This window comes from Streptomyces nitrosporeus, from assembly GCF_008704555.1.
Taxonomy (GTDB): Bacteria; Actinomycetota; Actinomycetes; order Streptomycetales; family Streptomycetaceae; genus Streptomyces; species Streptomyces nitrosporeus.
In genome coordinates this window covers 7,200,499-7,221,675 of sequence record NZ_CP023702.1, presented here as the reverse complement: position 1 = coordinate 7,221,675, position 21,177 = coordinate 7,200,499, and the positions used below count along the sequence as shown (strand labels likewise).

The window sequence follows — 21,177 nt, the reverse complement described above, 5'->3', positions numbered from 1 at the left end:
TTCGGTCTAACGCGACGCAACAGCTCATACGTTTCCCCAGGTGGAAGCGGGATAAGTAAGCCCGCTCGAAGCGATTGCCCCGGAACCCTCGAATCGACAGGAAGAGCAACCGACCCAGAATCCCGAAACTTTCGAAAGATCTACGAATCATGCGAACATCCCGGCGGGGCTCCGGCCGGCTCCGGTTCGCGGGCACAGCACGGAGCGGGGCCCGCCGTGCGCGGACCCCGCTCGTGTCTGAAGGGTGTGCGGTCAGAGCCCTCCGGTGTACACCAGCCGGTCCGGCGAGCCGGCGCCCAGCCCGCTCAGCACGTCCGTGGTCGCGCTGCCGGTGAGCCAGTCCCTGATCTGCTGCGGACCCGCGTCGGGGTGGGCCTCCTGGTGGAGGGCGGCGGCGCCGGCGACGTGCGGGGCGGCCATGGACGTCCCGCTGAGCGCGGTCGATCCGCCGCCGAGCCGGGCGGAGACGACGGCGGCACCGGGGGCGTAGAGGGAGACGCAGGTGCCCCAGTTGCTGAAGGAGGTCTGCCGGTCCTGGTCGTCCGTGGCACCGACGGCCACCGCACCCGTGGCACGCGCCGGGGAGACGTCACAGGCGTCCTGGTCCTCGTTGCCCGCCGCGACGACGGACAGGACGCCCTGTTCCTCCAGCGCGTCGAACGCGTCGTCGACCGCCGAGGACACCGGGCCGCCGAGCGAGGCGTTGACCACGGCCGGACGGCCGGCGTCGCGGGCGATCCAGTCGAGTCCGGCGATGACGCCGGCCCAGGTACCGGAGCCCTCGCAGTCGAGTACCCGCACCGGGACGAGCGTGGCGGAGCGGGCGACGCCGTAGGTCGCGCCCGCCACGGTACCGGCGACGTGTGTGCCGTGTCCGTTGCAGTCCTGCCCGCCGCGGCCGTCCCCGACGGCGTCGTACCCGGCCTCCACCCGGCCTCCGAACTCGCTGTGGGCGGACTGGATACCGGTGTCCACGATGTACGCGGTCACCCCCTGCCCCGTCCCGGCGGACCCGTAGGCCCCGTCCAGCGGCAGGTTCCGCTGGTCGATCCGGTCGAGGCCCCAACTCGCGGCACCGGCACGGGTGGTGGGCGGGGCGTTCACGGCGGGCGGGCTGACGGACGCCTCGCTGTTCTCCTCCACGGCCTGGACGCCGGTCACGCCGCGCACCCGGTCCAGCTGGTCCTGGGTGAGTTCGGCGGCGAAGCCGTGGAGCACCTCGCTGTAGGTGAACAGCGGGGTGACGCCGAGGTCCGCGGCGACCGCGGCGGGCTTCCGGTCCGCGGAGAGGGTGACGATGTACTGGCCGGGCACGGCCCGGGACGAGTGCCGCACCGGGACGAGGGTGTCGCCGGTGTCGGACACGGCCGGGGCGGTGCCGGCCGCGGCCGGGGCGGTACCGGCCAGCGGGGCGATCAGCAGCAGGGCGGCCGGAGCCCAGAGGGCGCGCAGGCGCATGCGTTCTCCTTCGGAGTGGGAACCGTCCACGGACCGGGACAGGCCCGTGAGGTGCGGACACCTGACGTTTCGTCCACATCCGGGGCGCGGCTTGAGCCGTGTCATCCGGATGGCGCAGCGCCCGGAGCCCTGGGGCCCGGCCGTGTCCGGCGGGCCTCGGGACGACGCCGCGGACCGCCCGGGGCATCCGGCGCCGTGGAACCGCCGCGCCGGATGCCCCGGTCCCGCCGAGGGGGTGTGCCCCTTCCCGCCGAGGGGGTGTGTCCCTGGTTACGCGTGGGGCGGGAAGGGGGTCGTTCCGGCCGCCACGCGGAGCACCGCGACGCCACGGGCGGGCAGGACCAGGCCGTCGGCGGCGGGCGCGGGCCCGGTCAGGACCTCGCCCTCCACCGTGCCGCACGCGACGGGTTCCTCCGTACGGTTCACCAGGAACCAGTAGGCGTGCGAGCCGTCGGTGCGCACGGCCGCCTCCACCCGTCCCCGTACGCCGGCGGGCAGTTCGCTGGACACGCCGGCGCCGGCCAGCAGGGTCCCCAGTACGGCCGTCAGCCCCTGGGGGCCCAGCCGGGTGGAGACGTAGGCGGCGGAGCCGCCGGTGGCCGGGGCGCGCCGGGTGAGGGCGGGCCGGCCTTCCTGGTCGCCGGAGGTGTAGCGCGCGAGCACCGTGACCTCGGGATCGGTGACGTCGATCCGGTCGGTCCACAGGGTGCCGGTCAGGCCGTTGTCGAGTGTCACCCCGGCGTCCCGGAGCAGCGGGCCGAACTCCTCGATCCGGATGCCCAGCAGGTCGCGCAGCGCGCCGGGGTACCCGCCGAGGCGGACGTGGTCGTCCTCGTCGACGATCCCCGAGTAGTAGGTGGTGGCGAGGTGGCCCCCGCCGTTCACATACCGCTCCAGCCGGCCGGCGAGGTCCTGGGGGACGACGTGCAGGAGGGGGGCGGCGACGAAGTCGTAGCCGGTGAGGTCCGTCCCGGTGGTGACGACGTCCACCCGGACGCCGAGGGAGAGGAAGGCGGTGTACCAGTCGAGGGCCTCCTGCCGGTAGCGCAGCAGGGAGGACGGCTGGGAGTCGCGTTCGACGGCCCACCAGGACTCCCAGTCGAACACCAGGGCCGCCCGGGCCGGCTGCCGGAGGGAGCCGGTGACCGGGGTGAGCGTGTCCAGGGTCCGGCCGAGGGCGGCGACCGCGCGGAACACCTCGCTGTCCGGGCCGGCGTGGGGCACCATCGCGGAGTGGTACTTCTCGGCACCGGCGGCGGACTGGCGCCATTGGAAGAAGCAGACCGCGTCGGCACCGTGGGCCACGTGGACCAGGGAGTCGCGGGCGAGCTCGCCGGGGCGCTTGGCGACGTTGACGGGCTGCCAGTTGACCGCGCTGGTCGAGTGCTCCATCAGGAACCAGGGCTCGCCCCGGGCGATGGAGTGGGTGAGGGCTGCGGAGAAGGAGAGTTCGTCCAGGCGCTGCGGGCCGGGGTGGGCGTAGTGGTCGTTGGAGACGAAGTCGATCTCGTCGGCCCACTCGGGGTAGTTCATGCCGGTGGTCCCGCTCATGACCATGAAGTTGGTGGTGGCGGGGACCGAGGGGGTGATGCGGCGCAGGACGGCGCGTTCGGCCCGGAGGTAGTCCTTGAGCGCGTCGGACGAGAACCGCTTGAAGTCGAGCTGCTGGGTGGGGTTGGCGTGGCTCGCGGCGAGGCGGGGAGGCTGGATCTGCGCCCAGTCCCCGTAGTGCTGCGACCAGAAGGAGGTCGCCCAGGCCCTGTTCAGCTCCTCGACGGTGCCGTAGCGGGCGCGCAGCCAGTCGCGGAAGGCCCCGGCGGCGTCGTCGGAGTAGTCGTAGACGTTGTGGCAGCCGAGCTCGTTGGAGATGTGCCAGGCGACCAGGGCGGGGTGGTCCGCGTAGCGGGTGGCCATGGCCTCGACCAGCTTCAGGGCGTACCTGCGGAAGACGGGCGAGGTGGGCCGCCAGTGCTGGCGCGCGCCCTGGGAGAGGGTCTCACCGGTGCGGGTGACCGGCAGGATCTCCGGGTGCAGAGTGGTGAGCCAGGGGGGCGGGGAGGCGGTGGCGGTGGCGAGGTCCACCGAGACGCCGTTGTCGTGGAGCAGGCCGAGGATCTCGTCCAGCCAGCCGAAGTCCCACCGGTCCTCGGCCGGCTGGAGGCGGGCCCAGGAGAAGATGGCGACGGAGACGACGGTGACCCCGGCCTCGCGCATCAGCCGGACGTCTTCCTTCCACACCTCGCGCGGCCATTGCTCGGGGTTGTAGTCGGCTCCGTAGGCGAATCGCGCGGGGCGGCCGTCCGGGGGAGGGCGCAGCCAGCGGCGCTCCAGGGCGGGGGTCATGATGATCCTCTCGGATACGAAGGGCTGTCCCGCGGGCCCCGGCGGGGCGTGCGGCGCCGGGCGCGGTGCGCCGTGGGGCGAGGTACGCGTCCGCGGGGGCGGGGCGGGGCGCTCTGGGCGAAACCGCCGGGGACACGCGGGCGTTCCGGTGACGCGGCGGGGTGCCGTACGTCCGCCGGGGCGGGCCGGGGCGGCCCCGGGGTGCGGGACGGCGCAGGGCGGTCACCCGTCGAACGGGGGCGCCCTGCGCCGGTTCAGTGGCCGGACGTCACTTGTTGACGTCGAAGCCCTGGTCCGTGCCGTAGTCGACGGCTGCCTTCTGCCACGCCTTCAGCCCGTCGGCCAGCGTGGTGCCGGAGACGTATGCCTTGCCGACGGAGTCGTTGAAGACGGAGTTCGCGTACACCTGGTAGGGCAGGTAGGACCAGCCCTCCGGCACCTGGTTGGCGGACCGGGCGAAGATCTCGTTCGCCTTCTGGCCGCCGAAGTACGGGAAGGCGGTGTCGAGGAAGGTCGGGGAGGCCAGGTCCGCGGTGGTGGCGGGGAAGGCCCCGGCCTCGATGCGGGCCTGGACGCCCTCGGAGTGGTTGGCGTACTCGTTGAAGGCGTAGGCCAGGTCCTTGTTCTTGCCCGCCTTCATCACCGCGAGGGAGCTGCCGCCGTTCTCGGAGCTGACCTCGGCGCCCTTCTCCCACTGCGGGAGCGCGGCCGCGCGCCAGTCACCGGCGGCGGACTCGACGCCCGAGACGAAGTTGGCGGGCATCCAGGCGCCGGTGGCGAGGGTGGCGATGGTGCCGTCCGCCAGCCCCTTGTACCACTCGTCGCTCCAGTTGGTGACGGGGGCCAGGAGCTTCTCGTCGAGCAGCTTCTGCCATACCTCGGTGAAGGCGGTGACGCCCTTGTCGCCGGTGAGGTCGACGGTCACGTCGGTGCCGGTGTTCTTGAACGGGGTGCCGCCGGCCTGCCAGATCATGCTGGTGGTGAACCCCGCGTCACCGGTGTCGTTGGCTATGTATGCCTTCGGGTCGGCCGCGTGCAGGGCACGGGCCGCCTCCAGGTATTCGTCCCAGGTGGTGGGAACGGCGATCCGGTGCTTGTCGAGCACCTTCTTGTTGTAGAAGAGCGCCATCGGGCCCGAGTCCATGGGCAGCGCGTAGACGGCGTCCTCGGCGGTGACCGCGCTCCACGGCCCGGTCGAGTAGGCGTTCTTGAACTGGTCGGCGCCGTAGCGGCTCAGGTCTTCGAGGGACTCGCCCAGGGCGAACTGGCCGAGGGCGTAGTACTCGATCTGCGCGACGTCCGGTACCCCGGAGCCGGCCTGTACGGCGTTCTGCAGGGCGGTGTACTGGTCGTTGCCGGTACCGGCGTTGACCAGCTTCACCTCGACCTCGGGGTACTTCTTCTCGAAGTCGTCGACCACCTTCTCCAGCGTCGGTTCCCAGGCCCACACCGTGATCGAGCCGCCCTTCTTGAGGGCCGTCCGCAGCTCACCCGTCGATACGGCCTTGTCCGAACCGGATTCCTCGGAGGATCCGCACGCGGTGAGGCTCAGCGCGGCCGCACACAGCAGGCCGACGCCACGCATCGCGCGTCTGGTCATGGTTCTCATATCGCTCTACTCCGTTGTGATGGGGGTGGTACGCAGACCGTCCGGCCGTTCCCGCGCACGGCGGGGACGGTGGAGGGGGTGGGGCGCCGCGCCGGCCGGGGCTGGGCGGACCCGCCCCGGGGCACGGAGTCGCGGTGGCCGGTGCGGCCGGGTGCGGGGCGGTCATCCCTTGACGCTGCCCGCCGCCAGCCCGGACCGCCAGTAGCGCTGGAGCAGCAGGAAGGCGGCGACCAGCGGCACGATCGTCAGCAGGGAGCCCGTGATGACCAGGTTGAAGACGGCGTGGCCGCCCGCGGTGGACGCCTGCTCGTTCCAGGCGTTCAGGCCGAGGGTCAGCGGGTACCAGTCCGGGTCCTTGAGCATGATCAGGGGCAGGAAGTAGTTGTTCCAGGTCTGCACCATGGTGAACAGCAGGACGGTCACGATGCCGGGGGTGAGCAGCGGGAGCGCGACCTGGAAGAACGTCCGCAGTTCCCCGGAGCCGTCCACCCGGGCCGCTTCCAGCAGTTCGGCGGGGACGGCCTCGGCGGCGAACACCCACATGAGGTAGAGGCCGAACGGCGAGACGAGGGAGGGGACGACGACGGCCCACGGTGTGTCGGTGAGCCCCGCCTTGCTGAACATGAGGAAGGTGGGGACGGCCAGCGCGGTGGCGGGGACGGCCACCGCTCCGATGACGGTGGCGAACACGGCGCGCTTGCCCGGGAAGTCGAACTTGGCCAGGCCGTAGCCGCCCAGAACGGCGAGGAAGGTGGCCCCGCCGGCCCCCGCGACCACGTACAGCAGGGTGTTGAGGAACCAGCGGACGAAGATGCCGTCGTCGTAGGTGAGGGTCTGGGTGATGTTGTCCCAGAGGGCGAAGTCCCCGCTGAACCAGAGACCGAAGGAGTCGAGGAGGCTTTTCTGCGTCTTGGTGGCGTTGATGACGAGCCAGGCCAGCGGCAGGAGTGCGTAGAGCGCGGTCAGGCCCATCAGCGCGGTGAGCAGGACGCTGCGGCGCGGCCGGTCGGCAAAGTGGCGCCGGCGCGGGACTCCCCGGGCCGGCGGGGTGCGGTGGCCGGCCGGCCCGTCGGTGTACGAAGGTGTGCCCATCGCTCACGCCTCCTTTCGCATGCCGCGCAGCTGGACCGCGTACGCGATGATCATCGTGACGACGCCCATGACGAGGGAGACCGTGGCCGCGTAGTTCTGCTGCCTGCCGGAGAAGGACAGCGTGAAGGTGTAGAGGTTGGGCGTGAAGTAGGTCGTGATCGCGTTGGGCGCCAGGCTCCGCAGGATGCTGGGCTCGTTGAACAGCTGGAAGCTGCCGATCACGGAGAAGATCGTCGCGATCACCAGGGCCCCGCGGATCGCGGGGATCTTCACGGCGGTGATGACCCGCCACTGTCCCGCACCGTCGATCTCGGCGGCCTCGTAGAGGGCCTTGGGGACGACGCGCAGTGCCGAGTAGAAGATCAGCATGTTGTAGCCGATGAACTCCCAGGTGACGATGTTGCCGATGCCGGCGAGCACCAGGGAGGGTGAGAGCGGGTCGGGCAGCGACACGCCGAAGGTGTCGTTGATGTTCCCCACCAGTCCGAAGCGGGTGCCGTAGATGAAGCCCCACATCAGGGTCGCGACGACGGCGGGTACGGCGTACGGCAGGAAGACGGAGATCCGGAAGAAGCTCTTCCCGTAGAGCCTGCCGCTGTCGAGCGCCAGGGCGACGAGCAGGGCGAGTCCGAGCATCACGGGCACCTGGACCGCGAGGAAGACCGCCACCCGGCCCACCGCCGCCCAGAACTGCTCGTCCTCGAGGACCCGCCGGAAGTTGTCCAGGCCGACGAACGAGGTGCCGCCCACCAACTGGTCGCGGAAGAAGCTCAGATAGAGGGAGTAGGCGATCGGGGCGAGGAAGACCAGGGCGAACACGGCCATGAACGGGCCGACGAAGGCCCACCCGGTCCATGCCCGCCGGGACCCGGGCCCTTTCGCTGGTGGGCGGCGTCCGGTCGTGAGCGGCGTAACGGCCGTCATGGGTACTCCTCCTGGTCCGGCGTCGGGCATCGCCCCGGCCGGAGGGGGACACCGGACATCGTGGAGGCGCTGTGCTTACGGAACCGATCGATGTTTACGTAAACAAAGATCGGTGAGGTGATGTCTACACGCCTCTTCGGCGCAGCGTCAAGGCGAGTCCTCCCGCTCTCCGTAAGGGAGTTGGTACGGACCACAGCGCCGTCCGACGCGGGGGCGGGGGCGGCTTCCGGCACCGGCGGCGGAACGGTTTCCGGCGGCGCGCGGCCGCCCGGCGGGCAGGTCGGCGGGCAGGGCTTGGAGGTGGTAAGAATGCCGGTGATCCACCCGCCCGGCCCGGCGGTGCGTATGCCGCGCCCGTCCGGCCGGAGCGAGCGGGAAGCGGCCGGGACCGCGGGAACGGCCGCTCCCGGCGGCCGGGTCACACACCCCCACACGACGAAGGGCCCACCCTGAACCACAACGGAGGCGGCGAAGTGCACGGACCGGAGCAGGCCATGGAGCGGCCCCCGCGCAGGGAAGCCTCCATGGCCGACGTGGCACGCCTGGCCGGGGTCTCCTCGCAGACGGTCTCCCGTGTGTCCAACGGGCACTCCTCGGTCACCGAGGAGACCCGCCGCCGGGTCCTGTCCGCCATGCAGGAGCTGAACTACCGGCCCAACAGTGCCGCGCGGGCCCTCAAGAGCGGAAGGTTCCGCACCCTGGGCGTCGTCCTGTTCACCCTGGCCACCACGGGCAACGTCCGGACCCTGGAGGCCATTTCGGCCTCGGCGGCGGACGAGGGCTACGCCATCACGCTGCTTCCCGTCGCGACGCCCACCAGCACCGGGGTCCGCGGGGCCGTGACCGTGCTCGGGGAGCAGGTGGTGGACGGTATGATCGTGATCATGGAGGTCCGCCTCCTGGACGCCGCCATATCGCTGCCGCCGCACACCCATGTCGTGGTGGCCGACTCGGACGCGGGCGACCGTTACAGCGTCGTGGACACCGACCAGTCCGGTGGCGCCAGGGCCGCCGTGCGGCACCTCCTGGACCTGGGCCACCGCAGCGTGGTCCATGTGGCGGGCCCCGCGGAGTCGTTCGCCGCGCAGCGCCGCGCCGAGGCATGGCGGCTGACCCTGGAGGAAGCGGGCTGTCCGGTCCCGCCGGTGGTGAGCGGCGATTGGACGGCGGACTCGGGGTACGAGGCCGGTCTCGCCCTGGCCGCCGACCCCTCGTGCACCGCCGTCTTCGCGGCCAACGACCAGATGGCGCTGGGCATCCTCCGGGCCCTGCACGAGCAGGGCAGGCGTGTGCCCGAGGAGGTCAGCGTCGTGGGCTTCGACGACATCCCCGAGGCCGCCTCGTTCTTCCCACCCCTGACCACCGTCCACCAGGATTTCGCCGAGGTCGGACGGCTGTGCGTGGACGGCGTCCTGCGGCAGATCCGCAACGAGACGGCGGAACGCGGCACCACCCTGGTCCCGACCCGGCTGGTGGTCCGGGCCAGCACCGCGCCGCCGCCCGGCGGCTGACGTACCGCCCCGGACGGTCCGCCGTCCGGGGCGCCGACCGGTCCCGGAACCGGAGAACCGGCGCGGGCGGGCACCGGCACCGACGCGCGGAGCGGGTACGGCTCGCCGGTCCGGAACGGTTCGCTCCCCCACGGGACCCCGGGCCGTGAACCGTCCGCCGCGGGCGAGGGGCCGGCAACGGCCCCTGTCCGCCCCGGGAGGATCCGGCGCGTCTCCGCCCAGGGCTCCACGCCCGGTTCCTGCGCCACCTCTCCGCCGTGTCCGGCCGGCAGCCGCGCCCGTTCCCCGGTGACCGCTTCCGGCGCGCCCCCTCGCCCCACGGGCGGCCCTGTGTCCGCCGGCGGTTCCTCGCGCCCGTCCGCGATTCCTCGTGCCCGTCCGCGGTTCCTCGCGGGTTCGCGGTTTCTCGCGGGTTCGCGCACTCCGGGACGGACAGCCGGGACGGACAGCCGGGACGGACAGCCGGGCACGGGATCCGGAGCACGGGACGCGACCGGGGCGAACGGCCGGAACGGGCGGGAACGGACCCGGTCACACCCCTTTACGCCCCTGTCATGCACCGGTAACTTTCTGCCTGCAAAAGTTTTCAGCAACCTTCAGACAGGGGTTGCGGGCCGGTTCGCCCTCTGCCCTGTCCGGAGCGCACTGCTCGCCCGAACCCCGAGGCGCGTCCGGGTTCTCCGGCGGGATCCTCGCGGCCGTCCGCCGGACGGCTGTGCTGACGGCAGCCGCGGTTCACCCGCCCGCGGCCCCTCCCCTGGAGTGACACACGTATGAGACGCACCCGCCTACGGCTGCTCAGAGGCCCTCTCGGGGCGGCCCTCGCCGCCACCGTGACGCTGGGCCTCCTGACTTCGGTACCCGGCGCTCCGGACCCGGGACAGGCCGTGCCCGTGGCAGCCTCGGAGTCGACCGCCACCGTCTTCTACTACACGAAGACCAGGAACTGGTCCGCCTACAAGCTCCATTACGCACCCGACGGCGGCTCCTGGACCACCGTGCCCGGCGTGGCGATGGAGGCCGCCTGCACGGACTGGGTGAAGAAGACCGTCAGCCTGGGCGGCGCTTCCGGTCTGGCCGCCACCTTCAACGACGGCTCCGGGGTCTGGGACAACAACTCCGGTAAGAACTACGCCCTGGGCACCGGCACCATCACGGTCAAGGACGGCGTGGTGGCCCACAGCGACCCGTGCGCGGACACCGGCCCGGACCCGAGCCCCAGCCCGTCCCCCGGTACGGGTGGCACCGCCGACGTCTACTACTCGACCACCACCGTCGGCTGGAGCACCGTCAACCTGCACTACCAGCCGAAGGGCGGCAGCTGGACGGCCGTACCGGGTGTCGGCATGGAGGCCGCCTGCACCGGCTGGGTGCGCAGGACGGTCGACCTCGGCACCGCGGCCTCGCTGCGGGCCGCGTTCAACAACGGCAACGGCATCTGGGACAACAACAACGGGGCCGACTACACCGTCCCCGCGGGCGTCACCACCGTGAAGGACAGGAAGGTCACCGCCGGCGCCGCGGACCCGTGCGCGGCCGAGACCCCCGACACCGAGGCGCCGAGCGCCCCGCCGAAGGTCTCCGCGAGCGCCGACGGGGTGTCCGTCGTCCTCACCTGGGAACCGTCCACGGACGACCGCGGGGTGACGAAGTACCAGGTGACGCGGACCGGCGGTACCAGGGGAACGGTCGTCAGCGATGTCGGCTCCACGGTGTTCTCGGACACCGGGCTGGAGGAGAGGACGGCCTACAGCTACACGGTCAGGGCCGTCGACGCGGCCGGGAACGTCTCGGCGGCCTCGGCGGCGGCGACCGCCACCACCGGGACGAAGCCGGCGGGGCCGGCCGCCGGGAAGCCGCTGGGCACCGACCCCCGCAAGGACCCGATCTACTTCGTGCTCACCGCCCGCTTCAACGACGGTGACGCCTCCAACAACCGGGGCGGCAACCAGCACCAGAAGTCGGGCAACGCGGCCAACGACGACCCGATGTTCCGGGGCGACTTCAAGGGCCTGATCAACAAGCTGGACTACATCAAGGGCCTCGGCATGTCGGCCGTCTGGATCACCCCGGTGGTCCTGAACCGCTCCGACTACGACTACCACGGCTACCACGGCTACGACTTCTACGAGGTGGACTCCCGTCTGGAGTCCGCCGGGGCCTCGTACCAGGACCTGATCGACGCGGCCCACGCCAAGGGCATGAAGATCTACCAGGACGTCGTGTACAACCACTCCTCGCGCTGGGGCGCGAAGGGCCTGTTCACCCCGACGGTGTACGGGGTCCGCGACACCCAGTGGAGCTGGTACTACGACGAGAAGAACGACGGCTTCGAGTACGACGGCCTGACCGTCGAGACCAAGTCCGGCAAGTCGTACTACAACGGCGACCTGTGGTCGACCGCCGAGCCGTCGGGCAACACCTGCGTCAACTGGGGCACGCCCACGCAGCACACCTCGCCCGAGGGATACCGGATCTACAACTGCCAGTGGCCCAGCCCCACTTCGGGAATGTTCCCGAAGGCGTACTACCACAACTGCTGGATCGGCAACTGGGAGGGCGAGGACTCGCGGAGCTGCTGGCTCCACGACGACCTGGCCGACTTCGACACCGAGAGCGCGCCCGTCCAGAACTACCTGATCGGCGCCTACAACAAGTACATCGACATGGGCGTCGACGGATTCCGGGTCGACACGGCCGTGCACATCCCCCGCACCACGTGGAACCGCCGCTTCCTGCCGGCGATCCAGGACCGTGTCACCCAGCAGTTCGGCGCCGAGGCCGCGAAGAACTTCTTCGTCTTCGGTGAGGTGGCGGCCTTCGTCAACGACAAGTGGAACCGCGGCTCGGTCAACCACTCGGCGCAGTTCTACACCTGGAAGGAGCGCAAGGAGTACAGCGCGGACGACAAGAAGGCCGCCCTGGAGATGTACGACTACGAGCAGCAGCAGGGCACCGGCTCCCAGCCGACCTCGGACAACGCCTTCCTGAAGGGCAACAGCTACCACACGCCGGACCACAGCCGGTTCTCCGGGATGAACGTCATCGACATGCGTATGCACATGAACTTCGGTGACGCGAACAACGCCTACGGCAACGGCAAGGACTCCGACGACAGTTACAACGACGCCACCTACAACGTCGTGTACGTCGACAGCCACGACTACGGCCCGAACAAGAGCAGTGAGCGGTACGCGGGCGGAACCGACGCCTGGGCGGAGAACATGTCGCTGATGTGGACCTTCCGCGGCATCCCCACCCTCTACTACGGCTCGGAGATCGAGTTCCAGGCGGGCAAGAAGATCGACTGCGGTCCCACCTGCCCGCTGGAGACGACCGGACGGGCCTATTTCGGCGACCACATCGCCGGTGACGTCAAGGCCTCCGGCTTCGGTACGGTCTCCTCGGCGAGCGGCGCCGTCGCGGACACCCTGTCCAAGCCGCTGGTCAAGCACGTGCAGCGGCTCAACCAGATCCGCCGTGCGATCCCGGCGCTCCAGATGGGCCAGTACTCCACCGAGGGCATCTCCGGATCGATGGCGTACAAGCGCCGCTACACGGACACGGCGAGCGGCACCGACAGCTTCGCGCTGGTGACCGTCTCGGGCGGCGCCACCTACTCCGGTGTCCCGAACGGCACCTACAAGGACGCCGTCACCGGGGACACCCAGGTGGTGACCGGCGGCAAGCTCACCGTCGCGGCCCCGGGCAAGGGCAACCTGCGGGTGTACGTCCTCGACCTGGGCGGGAAGAACGCCGCGCCGGGGAAGATCGGCACGGCGGGTACGTACCTGAAGTGACGGGCGGGGCGGGGGCGGACGCGGGGAACGCGTCCGCCCCCGTCCAACAGGCCCGGTGGCACCGGCGGTACGGCCGGGGGGCCTCGGTCCGGCGGGCGGGGACGGCGGAGGGCAACGGTTTCCCCGCGTCATCCGCACCGTGTCGCGGCTCCGCGGACGGCCGTTGTCCGCCACCCCTGGCAGAATCGCCCCGCCAGGTGAGGACAGAACGAGGGGAGCGGCGGCATGCCCGTCATATGGACACCGCGCGGTTCGCTGACCGAGGCGGATCTGCGTGCTCTGGAGGCGGAACTCGGGACGGTTCTGCCCGGGGACTACCGCGCCTGGCTCGCCGCCACCAACGGTGCCGGGTTCCCCGAGCGCGCCTGGATCCCGGAGCACGAGATCTTCGCCGAGGAAACGCTGTGGGGGTACCGCACCGCCCGGGCGGACACCGATCTGGTCGAGGGCCGCCGGCGCACCCGCGACGTGTTCACCGACGACTACACCGCGATCACCCGCACCCTGTCCGGCTACCTCGCGGTGAAGACGGGCGGGGAAGACCGGGGGTCGGTGTGGGAGTTCGACATCGACCGGATGCGCGAGGACGGGCACTACGACCCGGTGGCCGTCTGCACACGCACGCTGGTGCGGCTGGCCGACGACTTCACCGGGTTCCTGGAACTGTGGGAGACCGACAGAAGCGCCGAGTCCCTCGGACCGCCGGAACACCCCGGGCCGGAGCCCGGGCGGGCGGGCGCCGACGGGTGACCGGCCCTCCTGGGGCACGGTTCCGCGCACCCCGGCCCTCCGGGGCACGGTTCCGCGCACGCCCCGGCCCCCTCCGGAAACGGTGCGGGCCCCCGGCCGGGAGGACGGACCGGATCAGCGGCGGCGACGGGAACATCGCGGCGGTGCCCCGCGTTGACCCTGGGCCCGTACACGCCGTCACCCCCTGGGGAGCCTCGTGCCCGAGACCATGCCCGCCACCGCCACCACCACCGATCTCCCGGCACTCCCGTCCCTGAACACCCAGGCCGAGCGCCTGATCGAACACGGAGTGCCCGAGCTCGCCGGGCTCACCCCCGATGAGCTGCGCGGCTTCGCCGAGGCGGCCGGGGCCTTCGCGGACGGTGCGGGCGCCCTGCTCGCCGTCCATCCGGACCGCGTGCCCGCGTCCGCCCTCGCGCCCCTGCTCCGCCGTGACGGGAAGCCGGGCTTCGTCGTCACCGACATGCAGGACGTCGACCTCTTCGCCCCGCTCGGCACGGTCGCGCTGCCCGACGCGCCGCTGTACCTCCTCACCGGTGTGGACCGCGGCGACCGGATGGCCAACTGGAGCCCGGACGAGGCGCTGCCCGCCCTCACCGCCGAGGCCCGCACCCCGTTGCTGCTCACCGAGGGCATCCACTGGGTGCTGCAACAGCCCGCCGCCCTGGAGCGGAATCACTGCTTCATGACCATCGGGTCCCGGCTGCGCAAGGCCACCGGGGTGCTTGACGCCCGCACCCCGGCGCTCTGGATCAGCAACGGCACCGGGCGCGACGGCCGCGAGCGCCGCGACGCGCCCAAGGTCGGCTGGTGCTGGGCGGGCAACCGGCACACCTGGCTGGGTTTCGCCTCCGCGACGGCCCGCCGGACCCGCTGACCCGTCCCGAGGAGCCGGGGACCGCCGCCGGCGGTCCCCGGCCGTGACGTCATGTGCCGCCGAGGGGGGTACGGACCGGCGCCCCGGGTGGATAATCGCCCCCATGTCGAGCAGCGGCGGAGGGTGGCGCCCTCCGGGCAGCGAATATCCCTGGTTACCTCCGGGGAACGGCGGCAACTCCCCTCCGGGGGACGGCGGCGACGGGACCCCGCCCCGGGGCGGGGGCGGCGACGGGCGGGCGCCTCGAAGCGTGGGCACCTATGTACTGGTGATCCTGCTCGCCGTCTGGACGGTCCTGGCCTTTCAGTGGACGGAGCAGGACTGCGACCTGGTCCCCACGTCCTATGCCCTCGTCCTCACCCATGGGACCCCGAGCATCTTCGAGGGATGCGGTGACGGTCACGGGATAGACGTCACCCGCGACTGACCCGGGCACCTCCCGGAGCGGACCGGCGTCCGCGCCACCGGCCACGCACGGCCGGTACGCCGACGAGAGCGGCCCGGCGCGCCGGGACCGGTGACAGGCGGCCGCCCTGCCCTGCCCGCGGATCACGGGGGCAAGGGTGGTCCCGTCCCCCATGGCTCCCCCGCCGCCGGGCGCCGCCCCGCCGACCGGACGCGGCGCCCCTCGGGCGGACACCCTTCGGAATACGCACCACAACGCCCGCGCAGGGCGGCGGACCCGCACCGGGCCGTCCCTTCCCCCCGCCCCAATCGTCAGGTAGCCTGACAATCGAATCGGAGCCGATCCCGGAGGTTCGCCATGACCATCGAGTACGCCACCCAGTACCGCACCCGCTCCCACATCCCCTCGGAGCCCGGCAAGCCGTACTTCATCGAGAAGGGCATGGGCGACCGGGCCCATCTCTTCGGTGACCTGTTCACCGTCTACGCCGGCGGTGAACAGACCGAGAACACCTTCAACTTCTTCACCTGCGAGGGCGCGAAGGGCGACATCATCCCCGCCCACATGCACCCGGACACCTACGAGGTGTTCTACATCGGCAGCGGTGCCGTCCGGCTCTTCGTCGAGGACCTGGAGGGCGAGCAGCACGAGAAGCTGCTGACGGTCGGCGACTTCGGCTTCGTACCGAAGAACTGCCCGCACGCCTACCGGATCGAACGCCACCACAGCCGGATCATCGGTGTGGCGTCGGGCCCCGGCGGCACCTTCGAGCGCTTCTTCGAGAACCTCGGCACGCCGACCGAGGAACTGACGCTCCCCCGCGAGCCCTACGTCCCGAAGCCGCACAAGTTCGGTACGGTCCCCCAGGAGTTCGACGTGCGCTTCCTGCCCGGACAGCAGTGGCACGGCCAGGACTGAGTGCTCATGGCGTACGCGACCGCTCTGGGCGCGGGCCTGCTCGTGGGCGTGCTGTACACGGTGGTGCGGGTGAAGTCGCCGGCACCGCCGCCGACGGCGCTGTCCGGCCTGCTCGGCATGGTGCTGGGACAGGCACTGCTCGGGGTCCTGCTGTGAACCCCGTGCGGTGGGCGCGGCGGAACACCGCGTGGCGTGCGGCGGCCGTGTCCCTCGCGGCGGGACTGGTGATGGGGGCCGTCTACGAACTGCTGGGCGTCGTCTCCCCCGCTCCGCCGCTGCTGGGCCTCACCGGACTGCTCGGCATCGTGCTGGGCGAACGGGGGGCGAGCGCGTGGCGGGACAGGCGCGCGCACCGCCGCGTGGACGCGCGCCGCCCGCCGGCGCCCCGGGACGCGGCCCACCCCGCCGGCCCGGCCCCCTCACGAAGCACACCCCCAGGAGAATCCGCATGACCCCGCCCGGCCGCACCGGCCTCATCGACGTCCACGCCCACTTCGTCACCGACTCCTACGTCCGCCGGGCGCGGGCCGCGGGCCATGAGCTGCCCGACGGCGTCCCCGCCTGGCCCACCTGGTCCGCCGCGGCGCACCTGGAGCTGATGGACCGCGGCGGCATCGACACCGCCGTCCTCTCGGTCTCCTCCCCCGGGGTGCACTTCGGTGACCCCGCCGCGGCCCGCGCGCTGGCCCGGGAGGTCAACGAGGACGGGGCGGAGACCGTCCGCGGACACCCGGGCCGTTTCGGCCTGTTCGCCTCGCTGCCGCTCCCCGACGTCGACGCGTCCCTGGCGGAGGCGGAGTACGCCCTGGACGTGCTGGGCGCCGACGGCGTCGTCCTGGAGACCAACAGCCACGGCGTGTACCTGGGCGACCCCCGGCTGGAACCGCTCTTCGCCGAGCTGGGCCGGCGCGGGGCCGTGGTCTTCCTCCATCCCACCTCACCGGTGTGCTGGGAGCGGTCGGCGCTGGGCAGGCCGCGTCCGATGGTGGAGTTCGTCTTCGACACCGCGCGGACGGTGACGGATCTGCTGTTCGCCGGGACGCTGCTGCGCCACCCCGGCCTGAAGGTCGTCGTCCCGCACTGCGGTGGGGCGCTGCCCGTGCTGGCCGACCGGATCAACGGCTTCATGCGGCTGTTCATGCCGTCCGAGGACGGGGCACCCGACGCGGTCGCCCAGCTGCGGGAGCTGTACTACGACGTCGCGGGGCCCGCCTTCCCCCGCCAGGTGCCGGCCCTCCTCAACCTCGCCCGGCCCGACCGGCTGCTCTACGGCAGCGACTACTGCTGGACACCCGCGCCGGCCGCCGCCGCGCACGCCGCCTCGTTCACCGGTGCCCCCGGCCCGGTGGAAGGCGTCTCCTGGCCGGAACTGACGACGCGTAACGCCCGTACCCTGCTCCCCCGTCTCACCGGCTGAGAGCACCAAGCCTCCGCCCCTTCCCTCCGGAGCCCCGGGAGCGGCGCTCCTCTTCCGCCGGACGCCCCCGTCCGGCACCACCCGCCCTGTGGAAAGGTTCTCTCCATGACCCGGTCCGACGCCCCGCCCTTCCCCTTCGAGCTCCTCGCCCCGCCCGACCCCGCCGTGCTGCCGCTGCCCGGCGCTTCCTTCCCCGCGCCGGGGGTGGAGCTGCTGCGCGGCGTGGTCTACGACGTGCCCGCGGGCTGCCGGCCGCTCGCCCTCGACCTGTGGCTGCCCCGGGAGGCCGAAGGCCCCGTGCCCCTCGTCGTGTTCGCGCACGGAGGCGCGTGGCGTACGGGGCTCCGCGACGACTTGGGGCCCCGCTTCCGTGACTGGCGGCCCGGTCCGTTCGCCCGCCTCGCCCAGGCCGGTTTCGCGGTTGCCTGCCCCGACTACCGGCTCACTGGAGAGGCGCGCTTCCCGGCCCAGCGGGACGATCTCGCGGCCGCGCTGCGCTGGCTGCGGGGCCGGGCGGACGAGCTGGGGGTGGACGCCTCCCGTACCGTGCTGTGGGGTGCGTCCGCGGGCGCCCATCTGGCCGCGCACACAGCGCTCACCACCCGGGAGACCGGGGCCGGGCCGGTCCGGGGATGTGTGGGCTGGTACGGGCCCAGCGATCTCGGGGCGCTGGCCGAGGACCACACCGGCGGCTACGACGCCGCCGACCCGTCGTCGTTCGAGGCGCTCCTGATCGGTGCGCCGCCGGCCGCCGACGAGGAGCGGACGCGGGCCGCGAGCCCCGTCGCCCAGGTCACCGGCGACGCTCCCGCCTTCCTGCTGCTGCACGGCGGCGCGGACACCATCGTGCCCGCGCGGCAGAGCGTCCGCCTGGCCGACGCCCTGCGCGGGGCGGGGGTGCCGGTCGATCTGCGCCTGGTCGACGGGGCGGACCACCTGTGGGTGGGGCTCTCGGACGAGGGTGTCGCCGAGTGCTTCGACCGGTCGGTGGAGTTCATCAGGGCGTGCACCCGCTGACGGCGGGCCCGGCCCGCGGCGGGGGCGCGCCGGAAGGCTCCCGGGGCCGCCGGGCGGCACGGCGGATGCCGGGCGGTCGATATGCTCGGGAGTCCGCCGGACCGACGAGGAAGAATGACCGACGCCCCACCGAACATGCCGTACCTGCTCGGCGAAGCCAGACGCTGGTTCGACGACGCGCTGCTGGCCGGTCTGCGGGCCGCCGGTGAGCAGCCGATCACCGCGACCCAGGCCGCCGTCTTCGCCGCACTCGACGCGGACGGCGCGTCGATCTCCGAGCTGGCCCGCCGGATGGGCGTCACCCGTCAGACGGCGCACCAGGCCGTGCACAGCCTGATCGGCATGGGTCTGCTGGAGCAGACACCCGATCCGGCCTCCGCCCGGTCCAGCGTCGTACGCCGGACCGAGCAGGGCGCCCGGACGCACCGGCGGGCGGAGGCGATGCTGGCCCGCGCCGAGGAGATCCTGGCGGAACGTATCGGCCCGGGCGCCCGGGACCTGCGCGCGGTGCTGTCCCGGCCCTGGGGCGAGCCTCCGGTGGTGCTGACGGAGCCCGGAGGGTCCTGAACCACGGCGGGCCGTGTCCCTGCGCCGGGACACGGCCCGCCCGCGCGTCAGGGCGTCGTGACGGACGGCCTGGGCGCGGCCGGCGCCCCGCTGCCGATGGCGAAGCTGGGGTGCGGCGGCTGGTTGTAGGCGGTGTTCTGCCAGGCCAGCGCCGTGCGGTACATGGTGTCGTGGAGCAGTGTGGTGATCTTCGTACCGGTCTCGTACGGCGTGGAGTAGATCCGCAGCGCGGTGTTGTCGGTACTCGGCCAGACCACCTCTTCCCGCCAGTCGCCGAGGATGTCCCCCGAGAGCGCGGGATTGGCCTTGGTGCCGTTGTTGGAGTGGACCGAGGCGGCGGTCAGCTGGCGGGTGTCGCCGGAGGTGCCGTACTTGTCGATGTGGGTGCCGTCGAGGAGTTCACGGGTCGTGTCGCCGTCCCACCAGGCCAGGAAGTTGGCGCTGGAGGGTTTGCGGCTGCTGACCTGGGTGCCCTGCGGGTTGCGGATGCCGGAGACGGCGGAGGACCAGGACTCGGCGCCGGGGCTGCCGGACCAGATGTCGGCGGAGACGCCGCGGCCGTTGTCGCCGCTGGCGGGGGTGGACCAGAGGATCTGGCCGGTCCTCGCGTCGGCCATCCAGGAGGACGGCTTCGAGCTGTCCTCGTCGACCTTGAACTCCTCCAGTCCCGCCCGGGAGGGGTCGAGGTCCCCGACGTGCATGGCGTCACCGTGGCCGTTTTTCGTGGTCCACAGCCCGTTGCCGTTGTCGTCCACGGCCATGGCGCCGTAGACGATCTCGTCCTTGCCGTCGCCGTCGACGTCGGCCACCGACAGCTGGTGGTTGCCCTGGCCGTCGTAGCCCTTGCCGGCGTTGGTGGAGCTGTTGGTGTCGAAGGTCCAGCGCCGGGTGAAGGTTCCGTTGCGCCAGTCCCAGGCGGCGATGACGCTGCGGGTGTAGTAGCCGCGGGCCATGATCAGGGAGGGCCGTGAGCCGTCCAGGTAGGCGGTCCCGGCCAGGAAGCGGTCGACCCGGTTGCCGTAGGAGTCGCCCCACGAGGAGACGCTGCCGCGTGCCGGGACGTAGTCGACGGTCCCCATGGCCGCGCCGGTCCGGCCGTTGAACATGGTCAGGTACTCGGGTCCGGACAGGACGTAGCCGGAGGAGTTGCGGTGGTCGGCGGAGGAGCTGCCGATGGTCCTGCCCGTGCCGTCCACGCTGCCGTCGGCGGTCTTCATGGCGATCTCGGCCTGCCCGTCGCCGTCGTAGTCGTACACCTGGAACTGGGTGTAGTGCGCGCCGGAGCGGATGTTGCGGCCGAGGTCGATACGCCACAGCCGGGTGCCGTCCAGTTCGATCCCGTCGACGACGGTGTTGCCGGTGTAGCCGGACTGCGAGTTGTCCTTGGCGTTGGTGGGCTGCCACTTCAGTACGAACTCGAGGGCGCCGTCCCCGTCGAGGTCGCCGACGGACGCGTCGTTGGCCTCGTAGGTGTAGGAGACCCCGTCGGGTGTGGTCCCTCCGGCCGGCGCGCTGATGGGGACGTCCTTGTAGCCGGCCCGGAACTGGACGGCGTGCACCGAGTCGCCCTGCTCCGCACCGTTGACCACCGCGCGGACCGTGTAGTCGGCGGTGGCGGGGGCGCCCTGGTGGAAGTAGTTGGTCGACGCGGTGACCGGGGAGGCGTTGACCTTCGTGCCGGCCCGGTAGACGTTGAACGCCACGTTGTCGGGGTCGGTGCCGAGCCAGCGCCAGCTGACGAGGTTCCCGCTGCCGGTGTGGACGCTCACGACTCCTCGGTCGAGCGCCTCGGCCTGCCGTGCGGTGGCGGCCTGGGAGGCCGGCCCGAGGGCGACGGTCCCGGCGGCGGCCAGCACACCGGCGGTCAGCACGCCGATCAGCGAGCGGCCACGCGTGAGGCGCCGTCGACGGCGCGCGGGGGGTTCGGGGCGGGAAAGCAGGGGATCCACGACGGGCACCTTCCGGCGGGGGGCGGCTTACGCCCCGTCAGTCGCCGCCGGACGCCGGAAGGTTGCCGCCCGTTTCCGTCCCCTGCCGCCTGTTTCCGCTCCCCCGCCGGCCGGTCCGGCTCCGCCGCCGGCCGTGCCTCTCACCCGTGGGTCCTGGACTGCCGGCGGGAGCGGCGCTTGTACGCCCTGCGCTCGTTCTCGTCCATGCCTCCCCACACACCGGAGTCCTGCTTGTTCTCCAGTGCCCATTCCAGGCACTGCTCCCGCACCGGGCAGGTGCGGCAGACCGCCTTGGCCTCCTCGGCCTGGACGAGCGCGGGGCCCGTCGTGCCGATGGGGAAGAACAGGTCGGGGTCCTCGTCGCGGCAGGCCGCGCGCATACGCCAGTTGTCCATGCTCGGTCTCTCCCTCTGTGCCGGACGGATTCCGTGTGCCGGAGTCCGTGTGTGGTGCCGTTCCGTTTCCGGCGGCCGTACACAGTGCGGGTGACCGGCGCGAGCGCGCTGAAACCACCGGGGTCCTGTGGACCTGTGGCGCGG

The 21,177-nt window shown here is 72.1% G+C and carries 18 protein-coding genes; 11 read left to right on the top strand and 7 right to left on the bottom strand.

Going from position 1 to position 21,177, the window contains the following annotated elements; genetic code table 11:
- Positions 1 to 252 precede the first annotated feature (252 nt).
- The 5 genes from CP967_RS32155 to CP967_RS32135 form a co-directional block, all read right to left on the bottom strand.
- The gene (locus CP967_RS32155; RefSeq protein WP_150491334.1) at positions 253 to 1,458 is read right to left on the bottom strand and encodes a S8 family peptidase; all 1,206 of its coding nucleotides are present in this window, start codon (positions 1,456 to 1,458) and stop codon (positions 253 to 255) included.
- A gap of 270 nt (positions 1,459 to 1,728) precedes the next feature.
- The gene (locus CP967_RS32150) at positions 1,729 to 3,801 is read right to left on the bottom strand and encodes a beta-galactosidase (RefSeq protein WP_150491333.1); all 2,073 of its coding nucleotides are present in this window, start codon (positions 3,799 to 3,801) and stop codon (positions 1,729 to 1,731) included.
- Positions 3,802 to 4,069: 268 nt separating this feature from the next.
- A complete protein-coding gene (locus CP967_RS32145) occupies positions 4,070 to 5,410 on the bottom strand; it encodes an ABC transporter substrate-binding protein (protein WP_150491332.1) in 1,341 nt (446 codons plus the stop codon).
- A 162-nt stretch (positions 5,411 to 5,572) separates the two neighbouring features.
- Complete coding sequence (locus CP967_RS32140) at positions 5,573 to 6,502, bottom strand: carbohydrate ABC transporter permease (protein WP_150491331.1); 930 nt, start codon at positions 6,500 to 6,502, stop codon at positions 5,573 to 5,575.
- Positions 6,503 to 6,505: 3 nt separating this feature from the next.
- Complete coding sequence (locus tag CP967_RS32135) at positions 6,506 to 7,426, bottom strand: carbohydrate ABC transporter permease (protein WP_150491330.1); 921 nt, start codon at positions 7,424 to 7,426, stop codon at positions 6,506 to 6,508.
- 524 nt (positions 7,427 to 7,950) lie between these two features.
- On the opposite strand from CP967_RS32135, the gene CP967_RS32130 reads away from it, so the two are divergent.
- The 11 genes from CP967_RS32130 to CP967_RS32085 all read left to right on the top strand — a co-directional run bounded on the left by CP967_RS32130 (position 7,951) and on the right by CP967_RS32085 (position 18,689).
- Complete coding sequence (locus CP967_RS32130; RefSeq protein ID WP_150491329.1) at positions 7,951 to 8,937, top strand: LacI family DNA-binding transcriptional regulator; 987 nt, start codon at positions 7,951 to 7,953, stop codon at positions 8,935 to 8,937.
- Between the two features lie 773 nt (positions 8,938 to 9,710).
- Positions 9,711 to 12,737: a carbohydrate binding domain-containing protein gene (locus tag CP967_RS32125; RefSeq protein ID WP_150491328.1), complete on the top strand. Its 3,027-nt coding sequence runs from the start codon at positions 9,711 to 9,713 to the stop codon at positions 12,735 to 12,737.
- Between the two features lie 225 nt (positions 12,738 to 12,962).
- Positions 12,963 to 13,487, top strand: coding sequence for an SMI1/KNR4 family protein (locus CP967_RS32120; RefSeq protein WP_150491327.1), 525 nt, complete (start codon positions 12,963 to 12,965; stop codon positions 13,485 to 13,487).
- Positions 13,488 to 13,683: 196 nt separating this feature from the next.
- Positions 13,684 to 14,364, top strand: a complete 681-nt coding sequence (locus CP967_RS32115) for a DUF5701 family protein (RefSeq protein WP_229888618.1) — start codon at positions 13,684 to 13,686, stop codon at positions 14,362 to 14,364.
- A 250-nt stretch (positions 14,365 to 14,614) separates the two neighbouring features.
- Positions 14,615 to 14,791, top strand: a complete 177-nt coding sequence (locus CP967_RS34230) for a hypothetical protein (protein WP_167535480.1) — start codon at positions 14,615 to 14,617, stop codon at positions 14,789 to 14,791.
- Positions 14,792 to 15,127: 336 nt separating this feature from the next.
- Complete coding sequence (locus CP967_RS32110) at positions 15,128 to 15,688, top strand: quercetin 2,3-dioxygenase (protein ID WP_150491326.1); 561 nt, start codon at positions 15,128 to 15,130, stop codon at positions 15,686 to 15,688.
- Between the two features lie 6 nt (positions 15,689 to 15,694).
- Positions 15,695 to 15,844, top strand: coding sequence for a DUF1427 family protein (locus CP967_RS32105; RefSeq protein ID WP_150491325.1), 150 nt, complete (start codon positions 15,695 to 15,697; stop codon positions 15,842 to 15,844).
- Positions 15,841 to 16,140 (top strand): DUF1427 family protein, encoded by a 300-nt coding sequence (locus CP967_RS32100; RefSeq protein ID WP_208838886.1) that lies wholly within the window; start codon positions 15,841 to 15,843, stop codon positions 16,138 to 16,140. The genes CP967_RS32105 and CP967_RS32100 overlap by 4 nt, the downstream gene beginning before the upstream one ends.
- Complete coding sequence (locus tag CP967_RS32095) at positions 16,137 to 17,105, top strand: amidohydrolase family protein (RefSeq protein ID WP_150491324.1); 969 nt, start codon at positions 16,137 to 16,139, stop codon at positions 17,103 to 17,105. The genes CP967_RS32100 and CP967_RS32095 overlap by 4 nt, the downstream gene beginning before the upstream one ends.
- 105 nt (positions 17,106 to 17,210) lie before the next feature.
- On the top strand, positions 17,211 to 18,122 hold the full coding sequence (locus tag CP967_RS32090) for an alpha/beta hydrolase (protein ID WP_150491323.1): 912 nt from the start codon (positions 17,211 to 17,213) through the stop codon (positions 18,120 to 18,122).
- Between the two features lie 114 nt (positions 18,123 to 18,236).
- Entirely contained in the window at positions 18,237 to 18,689 is a 453-nt protein-coding gene (locus tag CP967_RS32085) for a MarR family winged helix-turn-helix transcriptional regulator (protein WP_150491322.1), read from the top strand.
- A 47-nt stretch (positions 18,690 to 18,736) separates the two neighbouring features.
- On the opposite strand, the gene CP967_RS32080 is transcribed toward CP967_RS32085, so the two are convergent.
- Together CP967_RS32080 and CP967_RS32075 are read right to left on the bottom strand one after the other, a co-directional pair.
- A complete protein-coding gene (locus tag CP967_RS32080; RefSeq protein WP_150491321.1) occupies positions 18,737 to 20,638 on the bottom strand; it encodes a rhamnogalacturonan lyase in 1,902 nt (633 codons plus the stop codon).
- A 140-nt stretch (positions 20,639 to 20,778) separates the two neighbouring features.
- The gene (locus CP967_RS32075; RefSeq protein ID WP_150491320.1) at positions 20,779 to 21,033 is read right to left on the bottom strand and encodes a WhiB family transcriptional regulator; all 255 of its coding nucleotides are present in this window, start codon (positions 21,031 to 21,033) and stop codon (positions 20,779 to 20,781) included.
- Positions 21,034 to 21,177: the final 144 nt, after the last annotated feature.

Coding starts and splice junctions, on each gene's coding strand:
- CP967_RS32135 (WP_150491330.1), bottom strand. CDS start 7,426: ATGACGGCCGTTACGCCGCTCACGACCGGACGCCGCCCACCAGCGAAA.
- CP967_RS32150 (WP_150491333.1), bottom strand. CDS start 3,801: ATGACCCCCGCCCTGGAGCGCCGCTGGCTGCGCCCTCCCCCGGACGGC.
- CP967_RS32075 (WP_150491320.1), bottom strand. CDS start 21,033: ATGGACAACTGGCGTATGCGCGCGGCCTGCCGCGACGAGGACCCCGAC.
- CP967_RS32110 (WP_150491326.1), top strand. CDS start 15,128: ATGACCATCGAGTACGCCACCCAGTACCGCACCCGCTCCCACATCCCC.
- CP967_RS32140 (WP_150491331.1), bottom strand. CDS start 6,502: ATGGGCACACCTTCGTACACCGACGGGCCGGCCGGCCACCGCACCCCG.
- CP967_RS32155 (WP_150491334.1), bottom strand. CDS start 1,458: ATGCGCCTGCGCGCCCTCTGGGCTCCGGCCGCCCTGCTGCTGATCGCC.
- CP967_RS32130 (WP_150491329.1), top strand. CDS start 7,951: ATGGCCGACGTGGCACGCCTGGCCGGGGTCTCCTCGCAGACGGTCTCC.
- CP967_RS32145 (WP_150491332.1), bottom strand. CDS start 5,410: ATGAGAACCATGACCAGACGCGCGATGCGTGGCGTCGGCCTGCTGTGT.
- CP967_RS32090 (WP_150491323.1), top strand. CDS start 17,211: ATGACCCGGTCCGACGCCCCGCCCTTCCCCTTCGAGCTCCTCGCCCCG.
- CP967_RS32105 (WP_150491325.1), top strand. CDS start 15,695: ATGGCGTACGCGACCGCTCTGGGCGCGGGCCTGCTCGTGGGCGTGCTG.
- CP967_RS32095 (WP_150491324.1), top strand. CDS start 16,137: ATGACCCCGCCCGGCCGCACCGGCCTCATCGACGTCCACGCCCACTTC.
- CP967_RS32125 (WP_150491328.1), top strand. CDS start 9,711: ATGAGACGCACCCGCCTACGGCTGCTCAGAGGCCCTCTCGGGGCGGCC.
- CP967_RS32085 (WP_150491322.1), top strand. CDS start 18,237: ATGACCGACGCCCCACCGAACATGCCGTACCTGCTCGGCGAAGCCAGA.
- CP967_RS32120 (WP_150491327.1), top strand. CDS start 12,963: ATGCCCGTCATATGGACACCGCGCGGTTCGCTGACCGAGGCGGATCTG.